Annotated in this window: 14 protein-coding genes; 9 read left to right on the forward strand and 5 right to left on the reverse strand. The window is 64.2% G+C overall.

Annotation, left to right across the window (positions count from 1 at the left end; genetic code table 11):
• Positions 1-252: 252 nt before the first annotated feature.
• Positions 253-2,094, reverse strand: a complete 1,842-nt coding sequence (locus HD842_RS15525) for a DEAD/DEAH box helicase (protein WP_221290642.1) — start codon at positions 2,092-2,094, stop codon at positions 253-255.
• Positions 2,095-2,337: 243 nt separating this feature from the next.
• On the opposite strand from HD842_RS15525, the gene HD842_RS15530 reads away from it, so the two are divergent.
• A complete protein-coding gene (locus HD842_RS15530; protein ID WP_183555631.1) occupies positions 2,338-3,012 on the forward strand; it encodes a PRC-barrel domain-containing protein in 675 nt (224 codons plus the stop codon).
• A gap of 75 nt (positions 3,013-3,087) precedes the next feature.
• Here HD842_RS15530 and hrpA read toward each other — a convergent pair whose 3' ends face one another.
• Positions 3,088-7,212, reverse strand: a complete 4,125-nt coding sequence (gene hrpA / locus HD842_RS15535; protein WP_183555632.1) for an ATP-dependent RNA helicase HrpA — start codon at positions 7,210-7,212, stop codon at positions 3,088-3,090.
• A 54-nt stretch (positions 7,213-7,266) separates the two neighbouring features.
• Here hrpA and argA point away from each other — a divergent pair, with 54 nt between their 5' ends.
• Both argA and HD842_RS15545 read left to right on the forward strand, forming a co-directional pair.
• Positions 7,267-8,580: an amino-acid N-acetyltransferase gene (gene argA, locus HD842_RS15540; RefSeq protein ID WP_183555633.1), complete on the forward strand. Its 1,314-nt coding sequence runs from the start codon at positions 7,267-7,269 to the stop codon at positions 8,578-8,580.
• Positions 8,581-8,628: 48 nt separating this feature from the next.
• Complete coding sequence (locus HD842_RS15545; RefSeq protein WP_183555634.1) at positions 8,629-8,901, forward strand: oxidative damage protection protein; 273 nt, start codon at positions 8,629-8,631, stop codon at positions 8,899-8,901.
• A gap of 173 nt (positions 8,902-9,074) precedes the next feature.
• Here the strand turns inward: HD842_RS15545 and HD842_RS15550 are convergent, their stop codons facing one another.
• Together HD842_RS15550 and rpiA are read right to left on the reverse strand one after the other, a co-directional pair.
• Positions 9,075-9,401 carry a hypothetical protein gene (locus HD842_RS15550; RefSeq protein ID WP_183555635.1) on the reverse strand — a complete coding sequence of 109 codons (327 nt, stop codon included), beginning with the start codon at positions 9,399-9,401 and terminating at the stop codon, positions 9,075-9,077.
• Between the two features lie 14 nt (positions 9,402-9,415).
• Complete coding sequence (gene rpiA, locus HD842_RS15555) at positions 9,416-10,093, reverse strand: ribose-5-phosphate isomerase RpiA (protein WP_183555636.1); 678 nt, start codon at positions 10,091-10,093, stop codon at positions 9,416-9,418.
• Positions 10,094-10,265: 172 nt separating this feature from the next.
• On the opposite strand from rpiA, the gene HD842_RS15560 reads away from it, so the two are divergent.
• From HD842_RS15560 to HD842_RS15570, 3 genes are read left to right on the forward strand one after another with little or no spacing between them, the layout of a single operon-like run.
• Positions 10,266-11,471, forward strand: a complete 1,206-nt coding sequence (locus tag HD842_RS15560; protein ID WP_183555637.1) for an efflux RND transporter periplasmic adaptor subunit — start codon at positions 10,266-10,268, stop codon at positions 11,469-11,471.
• On the forward strand, positions 11,468-12,202 hold the full coding sequence (locus tag HD842_RS15565; protein ID WP_183555638.1) for an ABC transporter ATP-binding protein: 735 nt from the start codon (positions 11,468-11,470) through the stop codon (positions 12,200-12,202). The genes HD842_RS15560 and HD842_RS15565 overlap by 4 nt, the downstream gene beginning before the upstream one ends.
• Positions 12,199-13,422 carry an ABC transporter permease gene (locus tag HD842_RS15570; protein ID WP_229424783.1) on the forward strand — a complete coding sequence of 408 codons (1,224 nt, stop codon included), beginning with the start codon at positions 12,199-12,201 and terminating at the stop codon, positions 13,420-13,422. Before HD842_RS15565 ends, HD842_RS15570 begins: the two co-directional genes overlap by 4 nt.
• 15 nt (positions 13,423-13,437) lie before the next feature.
• On the opposite strand, the gene HD842_RS15575 is transcribed toward HD842_RS15570, so the two are convergent.
• The gene (locus tag HD842_RS15575; protein ID WP_183555639.1) at positions 13,438-14,154 is read right to left on the reverse strand and encodes a helix-turn-helix domain-containing protein; all 717 of its coding nucleotides are present in this window, start codon (positions 14,152-14,154) and stop codon (positions 13,438-13,440) included.
• Between the two features lie 137 nt (positions 14,155-14,291).
• Here HD842_RS15575 and HD842_RS15580 point away from each other — a divergent pair, with 137 nt between their 5' ends.
• The 3 genes from HD842_RS15580 to HD842_RS15590 are packed head-to-tail and all read left to right on the forward strand — an operon-like array spanning position 14,292 to position 18,647.
• On the forward strand, positions 14,292-16,337 hold the full coding sequence (locus HD842_RS15580) for a serine hydrolase domain-containing protein (RefSeq protein WP_183555640.1): 2,046 nt from the start codon (positions 14,292-14,294) through the stop codon (positions 16,335-16,337).
• Complete coding sequence (locus tag HD842_RS15585) at positions 16,337-17,347, forward strand: dipeptide epimerase (RefSeq protein WP_183555641.1); 1,011 nt, start codon at positions 16,337-16,339, stop codon at positions 17,345-17,347. The genes HD842_RS15580 and HD842_RS15585 overlap by 1 nt, the downstream gene beginning before the upstream one ends.
• Positions 17,348-17,372: 25 nt before the next feature.
• Positions 17,373-18,647 carry a peptide MFS transporter gene (locus tag HD842_RS15590; protein WP_221290643.1) on the forward strand — a complete coding sequence of 425 codons (1,275 nt, stop codon included), beginning with the start codon at positions 17,373-17,375 and terminating at the stop codon, positions 18,645-18,647.
• Positions 18,648-18,661 lie beyond the last annotated feature (14 nt).

Consider the following 18,661-nt stretch of genomic DNA (forward strand, 5'->3'; position numbering starts at 1 on the left):
CCCCGGGTGGACTAGACAACCTGCGTGCTCAGCGGCGACGCAGCAGACGCACCAGCAGCGCCGCGAACGGGCGGGTCGGGATCCGGCGGCCTAGCGGCCCCGCGTTGTTGCAGCGTGAGGTGACGGTCATGATTGTTCTCCAAAGTATTGCTTTGCAGATTAACCATTGCCGCCCAGCTCTTCTGTACGCTGGTTCGCATAGTCTTACCTGCTGGCATCAGGCCACTCCATGGCCGTGCGATTACGCAACACTCACATAGTTTCCAGCACAGTCATTGCGCGTTTGAGCTTGTCTGTATGAGGTGTGATGCCATCGCAGGTCATCACCAGCTCATGCGTGGCGCGGGTCATTGCCACATACAGCAGGCGCGCTTCGTCTTCGACGATATCCTCTTCTTTCAACTCGGCGCCAAGGCCCGGAATGCCCACCAGTGAAAACTCCAGCCCCTTGCTGCTGTGCATGGTGATCACTTTGACGCTGTCGTGTACCGGCGAAAATGCCGCGCCTTTTACCTGCGGCCACTGGAACGGAATGTCGCGGCGTTTCAGCACCTCGGCCAGCACTTTACCGACGCCATAACGCCGATAGATCAGCGCCATCTCGCCCCATGGCGTGCCAGTCTTGCTGGCCGCAACGAGTTTATCGGCCAGGAATTCAGCTTCTTTCTGCAGACTTGGCAGTTGCACCAGAATCGGCTTCGGGCCATGCCGGCCTGTGCTCATCGGCTGGACCGTGGGCGCTTCATCATCCTCGGTATTGTGCGCGGTGAGCAGCTCGGCGGCAAAGGCGCGCGCCACCGCCAGGATTTCGGCGGTGTTCCGATAATTGAGTTTCAGGATGGTGGTGCGCCCTGCTGCCTGCACGCCGACACTCGAGAACGAGAATTTCAGCTTCTTTGCCGTGTGATAAATCGACTGTGCATCGTCATACAAGACCAGCAGCGATTTGGTTTCAGGATTGACCATTTGAACGATCAGTTTGAACCACGCTGGCTTGAAGTCATGCCCCTCGTCGATCAGTACGGCGTCGTACTGCCCCCGGGGAATCAGATCGCTGTCCACGCCCCGGATCACGCTATCGATGCACGCCTCGAAATAAGCATCCAGATCGGCTGATTTGGCGGGCTTGTCGACGTGATAGGTGTCAAGCTGGCGCATGCACCACGCGTGGAAATTGATGGCCACGATTTTATCGCCCAACCCCTTTTGCTCGATCATGGCGGCCAGCTTGGCCGCCAGCGTCTTGTTATAGCAAAGGATCGCAATCGGCCGCTGGCTCAGCTTTGCGAGGTGCTCGGCGCGATAACCCAGGATCAGCGTTTTGCCGGAACCCGCCACGCCGTGAATCACGCGATGTCCTTCACCCAGGCTGCGCGCCAGTTGCTCTTGCTGCAGGTCCATGACACGGATGAGGTCCGGGATTTCCGTACTGATCTGGCCATGTTCTTCGCACAGATCTGCCTGAACGCCAATACGCACCTCAGGAAACATATGCCAGCGCACACGGTCAATTTGCGGCAACGACAGCTTCATCTTGAACTTGATGGGGAACATTCCCCATAACCGTGCCTGAAACGCTTCGTCATCCACACTCTCCGTCATCTCGTCCTGGCAAATAACGAGGTGCGCCGGAAGAACCTCGCCCAACGCCCCATCGTCAAATTGCTTGCGCGTGATATTGCTCAGGACCACACCACAACCATAGGGGAAGAAAAATTTCCCTTTCAAGCTGCCCGATGGCCAGATCAGCATCGGATCGCCCTCCAGCTTGTTGGTGACCGCATACAGATACTGGCGCGCCTGCTCCAACGGATTCAAGACCTGCTTGGTACCGGCATCGGTGACGATCACGGCGTGCTGCTTGTCGATACTGACCAGGGTGCCGAGGCGCCAGTCCTTCACTTCCAGCACCAGCAAGCCGCGTGCGGGATGAAACACGATGAAGTCGGGATGCTGGTTGCGCGCGCCGATGCTCACGTCATACCAGCACAGGTAGTCATCTTCGAGTTTGTCTTCGAGGCGCACAGCGAAGCGCCGTTCACCAGAGGTCATGCGCGCCGTGCTGGCGCTGAGTGATGGGATGAGAATTGCCATTAACGTATTCCTGTCGATCCATCAATGTAGCCGATCATTCCAGGGCAAACCGGTAAAAATAGTATTTCTGTAATGCATTAGTATTGTTTGTTGCATTTTGCCGTCGCCAGAGAATGTACCCGGCCCGAAGCGCTGGCGCGCGCGCCCCAATCCAATAGCGTCCTACCATGGCGTGACAGGGCGACGGCTGGTCCAGATCGGGTTGGCCGCGGGCACTGTTCACAACGTTACATGGAGGAACATATGGGCTACGCAGATCGCGACAAATATGGCATGTACAAGGACAGCTCCATCGCAGGTCCGGGACCATCGCTGATGGGGGCTGACACCTTGATTGGCGAAAATGTTGTCAATGCCAACGAAGAAGACCTTGGTGAGATCAAGGAAATCATGCTCGACATGCAGACCGGTCAGGTTGCTTACGCCGTGCTGGCTTTCGGCGGCTTTTTGGGCATGGGCGAGAAACTGTTCGCCGTGCCATGGCAGGCGCTGCACCTGGACACGGTCAACAAGCGTTTCGTGCTGGGCGTCGAGAAAGACCGCCTGAAATCCGCGCCCGGTTTCGACAAGGACGCGTGGCCCGACATGGCTGACTCGATCTGGGCCGGCGACGTCCACGATTTCTATGGCACCGACCCACAGCGTTCGGGCGCACCAACCATGGGATCTGGTGTCCCGACGGCTGGCATGGGCGGCGCGGCCACCGGCAGCAGCACCTACGCTGGCGGCGCAATGGGCTCGAGCATGGGTTCGAGCATGGGCGCAGGCTCGGCGGGTTCGGCCAGCGTGGCCGGATCGGGCAGCAGCATGAGCGACTCCTCGCTCAATCAGGGCTCGGGCGCGAGTCTAGATCCACGCGCCGGCAACCTGGGCGACGACGATGATCTGAGCCGGATCCGGGGCAGCAATATCGGGTAACTGAACGACGACGCTGCATGGCTGCGCCAGGCTGACAACCAAGCTGTCAACCAAGCTGTCAGCCATGCACCGTCATTACCGCTGCATCGACTCCCACACCTTCTGCAAGCGCTTGGCCGACACCGGCATCGGCGTTCTCAGCTCCTGCGCGAACAGCGACACCCGCAGTTCTTCCAGCATCCAGCGGAACTCGATCATGCGCGGATCGTTGTTCTTCGAGCCCATATTCTTGAGCGTGCGCTGGAACTGCGCCGCCGCCGACTGCCACTCCGCCATCAGCTGCGCATCGCGCGTCGGATTACCGCGCAGCTTCTCCAGCCGCACATTGATCCCCTTCAGGTAGCGCGGGAAGTGCGCCAGCTGGCTGTACTCGTTGTCCGCGATGAAGCGCTTGTGCACGAGCGCCTGCAACTGCCCCATGATGTCCGCCGACACCGCCTGCGGCAGCGTTTGCACGCGCTTGGGCATGCCGTGGAATTCAGCCAGCACCTGGCCCGCCAGGCGCGCCACTTCGTTGATCAACAGGCCAATGCGGCCCTTGCCCTGGTCACGGCGCGCGTTGAACTGCGCCGCATTGAGCGGCAGCGGATCCTGCAGGCAGGCGATGTCGATCGCCTTGGCCACAATCTGGTCGCGCAGGTCTTCCTGCGAACCCAGGCTCATGAACTGCATGCCCATGCCCTGCAGGCCGGGGATGTTCTTCTCGGCGAACTTGAGCTGTTCCTTGAACTGCAGCGCGAACAGGCGACGCAGGCCCACGCGGTGCGTGCGCGCCGCCACGTTCGGGTCGTCGAAGACTTCCAGATCGCAGTGCGTGATCTTGTCGACCAGCGCCGGGAAGCCGATCAGCGTCAGCTTGCCCTGGTTGATCTCCAGAAGCTCCGGCAAGTCGCCAAACGTCCACGCGGTCAGGCCCGTGTGCTGGCTGCTGGTCGATGCCCCTTTGGCCGAGGCCACCGCCGGCGCGGCCGGCTGGACGCCCTTGCCCTTGGCCGTTGGCGCTGCAGCGGGTGCAGCTGCAGCTGCAGCTGCACCGGAACCGACTGCGCCAGGCCGCGCCAGCCGCGCGAGCGAGCTGCTCGACGCCGGCGCCGACTCGGCCATCTTCTGGAAGCTCTCGCGCGCCTGCCCGCCCAACTCCGCCTGGAGCGTGGCCAGATTGCGGCCCATGTCCAGCTGGCGACTGTGCTCGTCGATCACCTTGAAGTTCATGAACATGTGCGCTGGCAGCGTCTCGATCTTGAAGTCGGCCGTCAGTACCAGCGTGCCGGTCTGCGCGCGCACATCGGCGATCAGCACGTCGATCAGGTCGCCACGGCCGAACGTGCCGGCCGCGTGGATACGCTCGACGAACTTCGCCGCGTAGTCCGGCAGCGGCACACAATGGCGGCGCAGCTTTTGCGGCAACGACTTGAGCAGCAGGTGCACCTTTTCCTTGATCATGCCCGGCACCAGCCACGCCGCGCGCTCCTGCGGAATCTGGTTCAGTGCGAACAGCGGCACGGCCAGCGTGACGCCATCGCGCACGCTGCCCGGCTCGAAGTGGTACGACAGCCCCATCTCGATGCCGGTGACGGTCATCGTCTTCGGGAACAGCTCGGTGGTGATGCCGGCCGCCTCGTGCCGCATCAGTTCTTCGCGGTTCAGGTACAGCAGCTTTGGGTTCTCGCGCGCGACGTCCTTGTACCACTTCTCGAAGCCGGCGCCATTGACGATGTCGCGCGGGATCTCGCTGTCGTAGAAGGCCGCGATCAGCTGGTCGTCCACCAGCACGTCCTGGCGGCGCGACTTGTGCTCGAGGTTCTCGATGTCCTTCACCAGCTTGTGGTTGTGGATGTAGAACGGCAGGCGCGTTTCATAGTCGCCCGCGACCAGCGCGTCGCGGATGAAGATCTCGCGCGCTTCGGTTGGATTGCGCTGGCCGTAGTTGATGCGGCGCGCGCCGTAGATGACGATGCCGTGCAGCGTCGCGCGTTCGAGCGCCGTGACCTGCGCCTGCTTTTTCTCCCAGCGCGGCTCGCCCCAGGATTTTTTCAGCAGGTGCGCGCCGACCTTCTCGACCCACTCCGGCTGGATCTGCGCGATCGTGCGCGCATACAGGCGCGTGGTTTCGACCAGTTCGGCCGCCATGATCCAGCGCCCTGCCTTCTTGCCCAGCGTCGAGCCGGGCCAGATGTGAAACTTGATGCCGCGCGCGCCCAGGTAGATGCCGGCCTGCTCGTCCTCGGCCTTGAAGCCGATATTGCCCAGCAAGCCGGTGAGCAGCGAGATATGCAGCTGCTCGTAGGTCGCCGGCGACTCGTTCAGGCGCCAGCCCTGCTCGCGCACGATGGTCAGCAACTGCGAGTGCACATCGCGCCACTCGCGCAGGCGCACCTGCGACAGGAAGTTGGCGCGGCAGTTTTCCTGCAACTGGCGATTGGTTTTCTTGTGTTCGATCGCGTCTTCGAACCAGGCCCAGATCTTCAGGTAGCTGAGGAACTCCGAGCGCTCGTCGGCGAATTTCTTGTGTTTCTCGTCGGCCTGCTGCTGGTATTCGATGGGACGGTCGCGAGGGTCTTGCGTCGACAGGGCCGAGGCCACGATCAGCATCTCGGTCAGGCAGCCGTTGTCGAGCGCCGCGAGGATCATGCGGCCCACGCGCGGGTCGAGCGGCAGCTTGGCCAGCTTGCGGCCCAAGGGCGTGAGTTCATTGGTGTCGTCGACCGCGCCAACTTCTTGCAGCAGCTGGTAGCCGTCGGCGATTGCACGGCCTTGCGGCGCCTCGATGAACGGGAACGTCTCCACGTCCGTCAGGCGCAGCGCCTTCATGCGCAGGATGACGGCGGCCAGCGACGAGCGCAGGATTTCGGGCTCGGTAAATTTGGGACGCTTGAGGAAATCGTCTTCTTCGAACAGGCGGATGCAGACGCCATCGGCCACGCGGCCGCAGCGACCGGCGCGCTGATTGGCAGCCGACTGCGCGATCGGCTCGACCTGCAGCTGCTCGACCTTGTTCCTGAAGCTGTAGCGCTTTACACGCGCCAGGCCCGTGTCGACCACATAGCGGATGCCCGGCACCGTCAGCGACGTTTCGGCCACGTTGGTCGACAACACGATGCGGCGCGCATTCGTCGTGCGGAACACGCGATCCTGCTCTTCGACCGACAGGCGCGCGAACAGCGGCAGGATCTCGACATGCGGCGGATGGTGCTTGCGCAGCGCGTCGGCGCAATCACGGATCTCGCGCTCGCCCGGCAAGAACACGAGCACGTCGCCCTGCCCCAGGCGGCACACTTCATCGACGCCGTCGACGACAGCGTCCATCAGGTCGCGCTTGTCGCGCGCGGCTTGCGCTCTCGGCGCGAGGTTCGGTGCAGCATCTGAGGCCTGTGCAGGCTTGGGCGTATTGACACCCGCGACCGGATCGCGATCGACCGCGCGATAACGCACTTCAACCGCATACAGACGGCCCGACACCTCGATCACCGGCGCCGGTTTCAGGTCCGCCCCATCGCCCTTGCCGAAGTGGCGCGCAAAGCGCTCGGCGTCGATCGTCGCCGACGTGATGATGATCTTCAGGTCAGGCCGGCGCGGCATCAGCTGCTTCAGATAGCCGAGCAAAAAGTCGATGTTCAGGCTGCGCTCGTGCGCCTCGTCGATGATGATCGTGTCGTAGTTGCGCAGCAGCGGATCGGTCTGCGTTTCGGCCAGCAGGATACCGTCGGTCATCAGCTTGATCGACGCGCCCTTTTGCAGCGTGTCGTTGAAGCGCACCTTGAAGCCCACGTGCTCGCCCAGCGGCGTGCCCAGTTCCTGCGCGATGCGCTTGGCGGTGGACGACGCGGCGATCCGGCGCGGCTGCGTGTGGCCGATCAGGCCCTTACTGCCGCGGCCCAGCTCCAGGCAGATCTTCGGCAGCTGGGTTGTCTTGCCCGAACCGGTTTCACCCGAGACGATGACCACCTGGTTTTCCTGGATCGCCTTGGCGATTTCGGCGCGCCGGCCCGAGACCGGCAAGTCTTCGGGGAAGGTAATCGGCGGCAGCGGGTTGCGCTCGCGCGGCACCTCCTCGCGGTGCGGCCGCTGCTGGCGTGGCTGCCCCTCGCCACGCGCGCGGCGTGGACGTGGTTGGGCAGATGCAGGGGCCGAAGTAGCGTTGGAGGTGGCGTCTACGGCGCGCGCCGGTCGTTGCGAAGGCTTGTTACTCTGTTCAGACATTGATTTTTACAAGGTTTTGGTGCGCACATCGCGCAGCGAATTATAATGCGGCAAATGGAAACTCCTACCCAATTCGTCCAGTGGCTGCGCTCGGTCGCGCCGTACATTCACGCATTCGGCGGCAAGACCTTCGTGGTCGCCTTCCCCGGCGAGCTCGTTGCTGCCGGCGCACTACCGGTACTGGCGCAGGACTTGTCACTACTGGTTGGCCTGGGCATCCGGATCGTGCTGGTGCACGGCTCGCGTCCACAGGTGGCCGAACAGCTCGATCTGCGTAACGTCGAGGGGCGCTTTCACAACGGCGTGCGCGTCACCGACACCGCCGCCCTCGAATGCGCGAAAGAAGCCGCCGGCGAACTGCGTCTCGATATCGAAGCCGCCTTCAGCCAGGGCCTGCCCAACACGCCGATGTCCAACGCCCAGATCAGCATCGTCTCGGGCAACTTCGTCGTCGCCCGCCCGCTTGGCGTGATCGACGGCGTCGACTTCGAACTCACGGGCGTCACGCGCAAGATCGCCGCCGAGAAAATTCACCCGATCCTGCAGACCGAAGACAACCTGGTGCTGCTCTCGCCGCTGGGTTTCTCGCCCACCGGCGAAATCTTCAACCTGACACTGGAAGACGTCGCCGCATCGGCCGCCATCGCGCTGCACGCCGACAAGCTGATCTTCATTACCGAAACGCCGATGATCGTCGACGCCGCCGGCACCGAGATCCGCGAGCTGTCGTCGCACATGGCCGAAGCCGTGCTGCAGGCGGGCTTTTTGTCCGACTCGGCCGCGTTCTACATGGAGCACGCGATCAAGGCCTGCAATGCCGGCGTCGATCGCGCCCATATCATTCCGTTCGAGATGGACGGCTCGGCGCTGCTCGAGGTCTTCACGCACGATGGCGTGGGCACCATGATCAGCCACGAGAACCTCGAAAGCCTGCGTCAGGCCACAATTGAGGACGTTGGCGGAATTATCAAGCTCATCGAGCCACTCGAAGCCGACGGCACGCTGGTCTATCGCGGCCGCGAGCTGATCGAACGCGAGATCGACCAGTTCTCGGTGATCGACCACGATGGCGTGATCTTCGGCTGCGCCGCGCTGTATCCGTTCCCCGAATCGAAGATGGGCGAGATGGCCTGCCTGACCGTGAGCCAGGATGCGCAGACGCAGGGCGACGGTGAGCGCATCCTCAAGCACATGGAAAACCGCGCCCGCGCGGCCGGCCTGACCAAGCTGTTCGTGCTGACCACGCGCACGTCGCACTGGTTCAAGAAGCGCGGCTTCGTGCCGGCCACGGTGGACGACCTGCCGAAAGACCGGCAGCACATGTACAACTGGCAGCGCCGCTCACAGGTCTTGATCAAGACTTTATAATACGCGTCTTACATGAACGAATCACCGAACGAATAACAGGAGTACTCGATGGCCCGCACCGTCCACTGCATCAAACTGAACAAGGAAGCCGAAGGCCTGGATTACCCACCGGTCCCTGGCGAGATGGGCAAGAAGCTGTACCTGCAGGTGTCGAAAGAAGCCTGGCAGGCATGGCTCAAGCACCAGACCATGCTGATCAACGAAAACCGCCTGAACCTGGCCGACGACCGCGCGCGCAAATACCTGGCGACGCAGCTGGAGAAGCACTTCTTCGGCGAAGGCGCCGACCAGGCAATGGGCTACGTGCCGCCACCGGTGTAAGCCAAATAGCACACGCCCGCATTCAACCACTGCACTAAAAACCGTCATTCCCGCGCAGGCGGGAATCCAGGTCAGATGCCTGCCACTTCGATCAACGAAGTCGGTATGCTGGAAAACCTGGATTCCCTCCTTCGCGGGAATGACGTTTTATGGCTGCGGGTTCAATCAAATCATTACATCTTTTTGCACTGGCGCAGCTCGCAGCGCGCCATGAACACCTGGCCATTCTGGCACTGCATCCGGTAGACCTCGATCGGCCCCGGCTCGGTCACCAGGCCCGCGCCCTGCGTGCTGGTGCAGGCCTGCGCCTTGGCCAGCTTTTCGACCGTGTGCGACGACTCCCCGACCTTGAACGGCGTGCGCTGGATCGCCGTCACGTCGGTCGACGCCGCCGGCGCCACAACGGCAGGCTCGGACAGGTCAATCGAACTGCCAAAGACAGAACAACCTGCCAGCAAGGCAGCGAGCGAAGAAACGGACAGCAGCAGCGCACGATTCATGGTCGGGTTTCTGGTTACAGCGAAAGGATCTTGACGCCGTCCGCCGTGCCAAGCAGGCAGACATCGGCGCCGGCTTTGGCGAACAGGCCAACGGCGATCACGCCGACGATCTGGTTGATGTTTTCTTCCAGCGCCACCGGATCGGTGATCTTGAGGCCTGCCACGTCGATCAGCTCACCGCCGTTGTCGGTGATGAACGGCTGATCGGTACCAGCCTTGAGGCGCAACTTTGGCTGGCCGCCCAGCGCCGCCAGCTGGCGCATCACCGAAGCGCGCGCCATCGGGATCACTTCGACCGGCAGCGCGAATGCACCCAGCGTCTCGACCAGCTTGGAGCCGTCGGCGATGCAGACGAATTTCTTTGCCACCGACGCGACGATTTTCTCGCGCGTGAGCGCTGCACCGCCGCCCTTGATCATCGCGCCCTGCGCGTTGATTTCGTCGGCGCCGTCGATGTAGACGGCCATCGACTCGACGTCGTTCAGGTCGAACACGGGAATGCCGTGGCCGCGCAGGCGGCTAGCCGTGGCTTCGGACGACGCGACGGTGCCCTTGATGCGGTCCTTGATCTTGGCCAGTTCGTCAATGAAGAAGTTGGCGGTCGAGCCGGTGCCCACACCGATGATTTCACCCTCGACCACGTAATCGATGGCGGCGCGCGCTACGGCTTGTTTCAGTTCGTCTTGAGTCATGATGCTTCGGTAAAAAAGGAATACGCCATTCTAGCGGATCGGCGCCGCCCTTTTTCCAAAATTGGCGGGGCTGCGCCGCCAAATTCAGGCCTGCCAATGCGCCATGCATTGCCATTCCCGCACGGGTGCATCAAACTCGGCCTTTACTTGGTATTTATCTGGCATACATACAATGAACATCTTCACCAGGAAGCGCGTTGTCATCGCCGTTGCCGTCCTCGCCGCTGTCGCCGTTGCCGTTGCTGTCGTCAAGCGCAAGGACGACACCGTACCGCCATCAAAATACCGCAGCACCGTCGTCGATCGCGGCGCCATCAACCAGACCGTGACCGCCACCGGCACCATCAATCCGGTCGCCCTGATCAATGTCGGCTCGCAGGTGTCGGGCACCGTGGCCGAACTGAATGCCGACTTCAACGACCGCGTGAAAAAGGGCCAGGTGCTGCTCAAGCTCGAGCCGACCATCTTCAATGCCCAGGTGCGCCAGGCCGAAGCGAACATCGCGTCGGCGCGCGCTAGCCTGCGCCTGGCCCAGGCCACGTTCGAGCGCAACGAGCAGCTGGTGGCGCAGAACTTCCTGTCCGGCCTCGCGCTCGACCAGTCCAAGCGCGAGATGCAGGTCGCCCAGGCCAACCTGACGCTGGCGCAGGCGCAGCACGACCGCGCCAGGGCGGACCTGAACAACAGCGTGATCCGCTCGCCGATCGACGGTGTCGTGATCAAGCGCACGATCGACCTGGGCCAGACCGTCGCGGCATCGTTCAACACGCCGAACCTGTTCCAGATCGCCCAAGACCTGACCAAGATGCAGATCGATACCAGCGTATCCGAAGCCGACGTCGGCCAGCTCAAGGACGGCCTGCCGGCGCGCTTCGTCGTCGACGCCTATCCCGACCGCGAATTTGCCGCCATCATGCGCCAGTTCCGTCTTGCGCCGAACGTCGTGCAGAACGTCGTCACGTACAACGTGGTGCTCGACGTCGACAACGTCGACGAACTGCTCAAGCCCGGCATGACGGCGCAGGTGCGGCTGGTGGTGGCGAATCGTCCGGACGTGCTGCGCATCCCGACCACCGCGCTGCGCTTCCGGCTGTCGGAAGAAGAGCAGGAGGCCGAGCGCAAGCGTAACAAGGACGCCAAGCCGGTCGCCGCTGCTGCTCTCCCGGCGCCTGTCAAGGACGACGACATCGCGTTTCGCAACGCGAGCGACACCACGCGCATGTTCAAGATTTACAAGCTCGACGCGATGAACCGGCCGCAGCCCGTCGACATCCGCGCCGGTCTGTCGAACTTCCGCTATACCGAAGTGGTATCGGGCGACCTGAAGCCGGGCGACCGCGTCGTCACCCGCTCGCTGGCCACGCCGGACAATCCATGACCGGGCCGCTGATCGACATCCGCGCCGTGGTCAAGACCTACCTGAGCGGCGCGGTCGAAACCCCGGTGCTGCACGGCGTCGACCTGCGCGTGGAGCACGGCGACTTCGTGTCGGTCATGGGCCAGTCGGGTTCCGGCAAATCGACGCTGATGAATATCCTGGGGTGCCTGGACCAGGCGACCGGCGGCACCTATCTGCTCAATGGCGTCGACACGCGCACGCTGGGCCGCGCCGAACTGGCCGACATCCGCAACCGCACGATCGGCTTCGTGTTCCAGAGCTTCAATCTCATCAAGCGCATGAGCGTGGCGGAGAACGTCGCCCTGCCCCTGATCTATGGTGGCATGGGCCGCGCCAAGGCGCAGGCGCGCGCGGTGCAGGAGCTCGAGCGCGTGGGCCTGGGCGAGTTTGCCAGACGCACCCCCAGCCAGCTGTCGGGCGGCCAGCAGCAGCGCGTGGCGATCGCACGCGCCCTCGTGACCGATCCGCCGCTGCTGCTGGCCGATGAACCCACCGGCAACCTCGACACCCACACAAGCGACGACATCATGACCAGCTTCGGCACCCTGAACCGCGAGCGCGGCATCACGATCGTGCTGGTGACGCACGAACCCGATGTCGCCGCCTACAGCCGGCGCCTGGTGCGCCTGAAGGATGGCCGCGTGCTGTACGACGGCCCGGCCGCCGAAGGCCTGCAACTGGCAAGCAGACAGGCGGGAGCTGCGCGATGAACCTGGTCCAGGTCCTGATCGAGTCGTTCCGGTCGATGGCGGCCAACCGCCTGCGCACGGCCCTGACGATGCTGGGCATCGTGATCGGCATCGCGTCGGTCGTGCTGCTGCTGGCACTGGGCGACAGCATGCAGCGCTTCATCAGCAAGCAGTTGCAGATGCTGGGCACGAACATGGTCTACGTGATGCCGGGGGGTGACCGCACGGCCGCCCAGCGCGCGCGCGAAGGCAAGGTGGCGGTGCTGACGCAGGGCGATGCCGAAGCGCTCAACGCGCTGCCCAGCCTGACCGGCGCCGCGCCGGCGCTGCAGGGCAACTTCAAGGTCACCGCCGGCAACGAGAACGCCAGCAGCATGGTCATGGGCGTGACGCCGGCGATGTTCACGATCCGTAACTGGAAAGTCGACCAGGGCACGCTGTTCAGCGAAAGCGACGTGCGCGCCAGCGCGCGCCTGGTGGTGATCGGCCAGAAGGTGGCGGACCAGTTCTTTTACCGCGCCGATCCGCTCGGCCAGTTCCTGCGCATCGAGAACGTCGCGTTCCAGGTGGTGGGCGTGCTGGCCGGCGAAGGCCGCCAGACCGACGGCACCGACCTGGCCGAACAGATTCTCGTGCCGATCACGGCGGCCAGCGCCAACCTGGTCAAGTCGCCATTCCCGCAGAACGTCCATTACATCAACGCGCAGGGGCGGCCCGGGGTGGCGATGACGGACGCGATCGAGGACATCAAGGAAGTCATCCGCAGCCGGCACCGGATCCGCGTCGACGATCCCGACGACTTCCGGGTGCAGAACCTCAATACGATCGCCGAGACGGCCAACAAGATCACGGCCGGCGTGGCGCTGCTGCTTGGGCTGATCGGCGCGATCTCGCTGCTGGTCGGCGGCATCGGCATCATGAACATCATGCTGGTGTCGGTAACCGAGCGCACGCGCGAGATCGGCATCCGCATGGCGATTGGTGCGCGGCCCAACGACGTGCTGATGCAGTTCCTGGCCGAGGCGGTGGTGATCTGCCTGGCCGGTGGCCTGGTCGGCATCGCGATCGCGGCCGGCGGCGCGGTCTTGATCACGAAGTTTGCCGACTTTGAAGTCTATCTCACCATCAGCGCGGTGATGGTGGCGTGCGGGTTTGCCACGGCGGTGGGCGTGTTCTTCGGCTTTTATCCGGCCCGGCGCGCTTCGCGCCTGCTGCCGGTGGATTGCCTGCGCTACGAATGACCGCAGCGCAGCAGGCTACCCATCCTGCCTGCTGCGCTTGCGGGGCTTGACCGACTTTGCCGCCACCGCTGGCGCGCCGTCGGTCGCCGCCTGCGCCGGGGTGTGCGTGTTCTCGTGCACATGTGACGACATGATCGCCTGCATCTGCTCCTCATCCTCGCTCGACATCACGGTCAGCACCTCGGCCTCGTCGCACCCTTCCGGCGCCAGGTATGCGTGCCCCATGCTCGAGTCGAAGTAGATCGACTGCCCTTCCCTGAGCACCACCGGATCGTAGAACTCGCTGTGCAGCACGACCGCGCCCTTGAGCACGTACGTGAATTCTTCGCCCGAGTGATGCACCAGCTGCCCGAACTGCTTGACCGACTTGGCGCGGATGCGGGCGATCACGGGAATCATCCGCTTGCGGCGCAGCTCCGCGCACAGGTAGTGGTAGTCGTAGTTAGGCGTCTCCACCCGCACCGCACTGGCCAGGTCACCGATGCTGCGCCGTGCCGTCACCGGTGTCTCTGCGCCCTTGTCTTCTTCAGCAAACAGCTCCGACATCCGCATGCCGAGCTTTTGGCTCAGCTGGTACAGCTTGTCGTAGCTGAGCGTCAGCTGGCCGTGCTCCACCTTCGACAGCGTGGAGACCGGGATGCCGCTGTTTGCGCTCATTTCTTTCAGCGTCCACCCCTTGCGGCTGCGCAGGCCGCGGATCAACGCGCCAAGGGTCGGGGATTCAGAGGTCATGGACGGCAATCATAAAGTGTTGACATGGTTTCCGATTGGGTAGATATTTCTCTAATCAGAGAAAAATACTCGGATCAAGCTTTATTTTATAGGCTGGCCCGATCGACCGCAATCAACCGTATGGATAGGGAGCCTTGATGAGATTTCTGAAGATGGTCTTGATGAGCATTGTCTGGAGCGCCGCCGCCTCCGCGCAGCAGGCGCCCCAGGCCCCGGCAGTGCCGCCCTCGCCTGCAGGCACGAAGCCAGCGGCGACGCCGCCATCCGGGCCGCCGCCAACACTGGTTGCGGCGCCCCGCGCCGACAATGGCAAAACGCTCGACAAGACGGATGTCGACACCTGGCTCGACGGCTACATGCCATTCGCGCTGAACAAGAGCGACATCCCCGGCGCGGTGGTTGTCGTGGTCAAGGACGGCCAGATCCTCACCGCGCGCGGCTTCGGTTACGCCGATGTCGACAAGCGCACACCGGTCGACCCGGAGCGCACGCTGTTCCGGCCCGGCTCGGTCTCCAAGCTCGTGACCTGGACCGCCGTCATGCAACTGGTCGAACAGGGCAAGCTCGATCTGGATGCCGACATCAACGGGTACCTCGATTTCAAGATTGCCCCGCGCGCCGGCAAGCCCGTCACGATGCGCCAGATCATGACCCACACCGCCGGCTTCGAAGAGTCGGTAAAGTACCTGATCGTCTACGACAAGGCGGATATCCGCCCGCTCGGTGAACTGCTCAAGGAGCGCGTCCCGGCGCGCATCTTTGACGCCGGCACCACGCCGGCCTACTCCAACTACGCCACCTCGCTGGCCGGCTACATCGTCGGGCGCATCGCCGGCATGTCGTTCGACGACTATGTGGAGCAGCGCATCTTCGCGCCGCTGAACATGCGCACCGCGAGCTTCCGCCAGCCACTGCCACCTGCACTGGCGCCGCTGGCGGCTACCGGCTACAGCAAGCCGGGCCAGCCATCACTGGGCTTCGAAGTCGTCAATTCGGCGCCGGCCGGCGGCCTGTCGGCCAGCGGCACCGACATGGCCAACTTCATGATCGCGCACCTGCAGAAAGGCCAGTTCAACGGCGCGCGCGTCCTGTCCGAGGCCACCGCCAACGCGATGCACAGCAGTTCGCTGGACAAGATCAACCCCGCGTCCCTGCTGCCACCGCTCAACCGCATGGAACTGGGCTTTTTTGAAACCAACGTCAATGGCCGCAGCGTGATCGCCCACCTGGGCGACACCGAAGCGTTCCACACGTCGCTGCACCTGTACATGGACGATGGCGTCGGCCTGTACCTGTCGGTCAACAGCAGTGGGCGCGAAGGCGCCTCCAACCCGCTGCGCAGCGCCCTGTTCCAGGACTTCTCGGACCGTTACCTCCCCTCCACGCTGCCGCCCGATGGCCGCGTCGACGCCAAGCTCGCCGCGCAACACGCGCAGATGATGACCGGCTCGTGGGAAAGCAGCCGCCGCGCCGAGACCAACTTCTTCGCCATCTTCGACCTGCTTGGCCAGGTCAAGGTGGCCGTTGACGACAAGGGCGCACTCGTCATCCCGGCCATGGTGGGGACCAATGGCCGGCCCCGCGAATGGGTCGAGATCGCGCCGTTCGTCTGGCGCGATCGCAATGGCGAAGACCGCCTCGCGGCGCACGTCGTCAACGATCGCGTAATCCGCTGGAGCATGGACTTCATGTCGCCGTTCATGGTCATGGAGCCCGTCCCGGCCGGGAAGAACGGCGCCTGGCTGCTGCCGGCCGTTGGCGCGGCGCTGGCCGTGTTCGTGTTCGCGGTGCTGGCCATGCCGGCCGGCTGGATCGTGCGCCGCCGCTTCAAGCTGCAGCATGTGTTGACCGGCCCGGCGCGCAAGGCGGCGCTGGCCACGCGCATTGCGGCAGCTGCCTGCCTGGCGGTGCTGGCGGGCTGGGTGGGCATCGTGTCGGTGTTCGATATCAGCCTCAAATACGCCACTGCCTCGCTCGACCCGTGGTTGTGGCTCCTGCAGATCGGCGGCTTGCTGGCCTTCGTGGCGGCGCTGCTGGCCGGCGCGCGCAATCTGCAACTGGCGTTCGCGCCTGGCCAGGGTCGCCTGCGCCGCGTGTGGAGCGTGCTGTTCCTGGCCTCGGCGCTGCTGATCGCTTATGTCTGCCTGCGCTTTGGCCTGCTGTCCATGACGGTGGCCTACTGATGGCCTGCCTCACCGTGGCGATCGCCGTGGAGAAGCTGCGTTTGACCACGCCGTTTCGCATCTCGGGCTATCTGTTCGACGCGTTCAACGTCGTCGTCGTGACGCTGGGCGATGGCCGCCACAGCGGGCGCGGCGAAGGCGGCGGCGTTTACTACCTGGGCGACGATGTGCCGCACATGCTGACGCAACTCGATGGCGCCAGCGCCGCGATCGCCGCCGGTCCCACGCGCGACGAGTTGCGCGCGATCCTGCCGCCCGGCGGCGCGCGCAATGCCGTCGACTGCGCGCTGTGGGAGCTGGAGGCGGCGCGCGCCGGCGTGCCGGTCTGGCAGCTGGCTGGCAAGACCGCACCACGGCCGCTGCGCACGACCTTCACGCTGGGCGCCGACACGCCGCCGGCGATGGCCGCCACCGCGCAACGCCATGCCCAAGCGCGCTCGATCAAGATCAAGCTGACGGGCGACCTGGCACTCGACCTGGCGCGCGTGGCGGCGATCCGCGCCGCGCGGCCCGAGGTCTGGCTCGGCGTCGACGGCAACCAGGGTTTTACGGTAGGCCAGCTCGATGCGCTGATTGCCGGCCTCGTGGAACAGGACGTCGCCCTGCTCGAACAGCCGCTGGCGCGTGGCCAGGAGGCCAGCCTTGAAGGGCTGCGTTCTCCGATTCCGCTCGCGGGGGATGAAAGCATCCAGTCGCTGGACGATATCGCCGCCAGCGTCGGGCGCTACGACATCGTCAACATCAAACTCGACAAATGCGGCGGCCTGACCGAGGGCCTGCTGATGGCGCAGGAAGCGCGGCGTTTGGGCCTGCAGGTCATGGTCGGCAATATGGGCGGCTCAAGCCTGGCCATGGCACCGAGCTTCGTGCTGGGCCAGGAATGCGACATCGTCGACCTGGACGGCCCGATCTTTCTGGCGGCCGATCGCCGACCGGGCGTCAAGTACGTCGCGGGCAATGTCTGGTCGGGCCCCGACGTCTGGGGCGGCGCAGCGAAGGCCACGGCATGACCGGCACGATGCAGATGCAACCTACGTGGTTCGGCCATCCACGCGGCCTGACGGTGCTGTTCCTGACGAGAATATGTGGGAACAGTTCTCGTACTACGGCATGCGCGCGCTGCTGGTCTATTTCATGACCAAGGAACTGCTGTTCGGGCAGGCCCACGCCTCGTTCATCTACGGTGCCTACACGGCCGCCGCTTATTTCACGCCGATCCTCGGCGGCATGCTGGCAGACCGTGTCCTGGGCAAGCGGCGCGCCATCATCATCGGCGCCTCGGTCATGGCGGCCGGCCACTTCATGATGACCTTCGACGCTCTGTTCTACCTGGCACTGGCCACCATCGCGCTGGGCAACGGGCTGTTCTTGCCCACGCTGCCAAGCCAGGTCGGCGACCTGTATGCGCGCGGCGACGCGCGCCGTGGCTGGGCCTTCAATGTGTATTACGTCGGGATCAATATCGGCGGCTTCCTCGCGCCGCTGATTTGCGGCACGGTGGGCGAGCTGTATGGCTGGCATTACGGTTTCGGCCTGGCCGGCATCGGCATGCTGCTGGGCCTTGCCATCTATGTCGGCGGGGCGCGCTACCTGCCGCCCGAGACCCTGCCCGCCAGGTCCACCGTGACGACCGACGCACCGCGTGGCCTGGGCCGCGAAACGATCCTGGTGCTGATCGGGATCGGCCTGGCCGTTACGGTGTTTCGCGCCGCCTACGAGCAGGTCGGCAACACGGTCGCGCTGTGGGCCGACAGCGGTGTCGATCGTGCGGCCGGCGGCTTTCTGATTCCGATGACCTGGTTCCAGTCGCTCAATCCGCTGTTCGTGATGCTGCTCACGCCGCCCCTGCTGGCCTACTGGCACCGCCGGGCGGCGGCAGGCATGGACCAGGCACCGCTGCGGCGCATGGCGTGCGGCGCGCTGATCGTGGCGCTGGCCTATCTGCTGCTGGCGGCAGTCGGCTGGACCGCGAATGGTCAGGTCACGGGCTGGATCTGGCTCGTGCTGTTCTTTCTGGTGCTGACGATCGGCGAGCTGTTCATCCTGCCGACCGGCCTGGGCCTGTTTGCCCGCCTGGCGCCGCGCCATCTAGGCAGCACGACGGTGGCGGCGTGGTTCCTCGTCACCTTCTCCGGCAGCCTGGCGGCCGGCCTGGTGGGCAGCCTGTGGAGCCGCTTTGCCCCGGGCGCGTTCTTCGCCCTGCTCGCGCTGCTGTCGGCGATCGCCGCCGGCCTGCTGTGGCGCCTGCACCGGCCGATGCAGGCGGCGGACCGCCTGCACGCAATGACGCCCGCATCATCCGCACCCTAATCACAACGACTACC

It is taken from the genome of Massilia aurea (assembly GCF_014200505.1).
Lineage (GTDB): Bacteria > Pseudomonadota > Gammaproteobacteria > Burkholderiales > Burkholderiaceae_D > Telluria > Telluria aurea_B.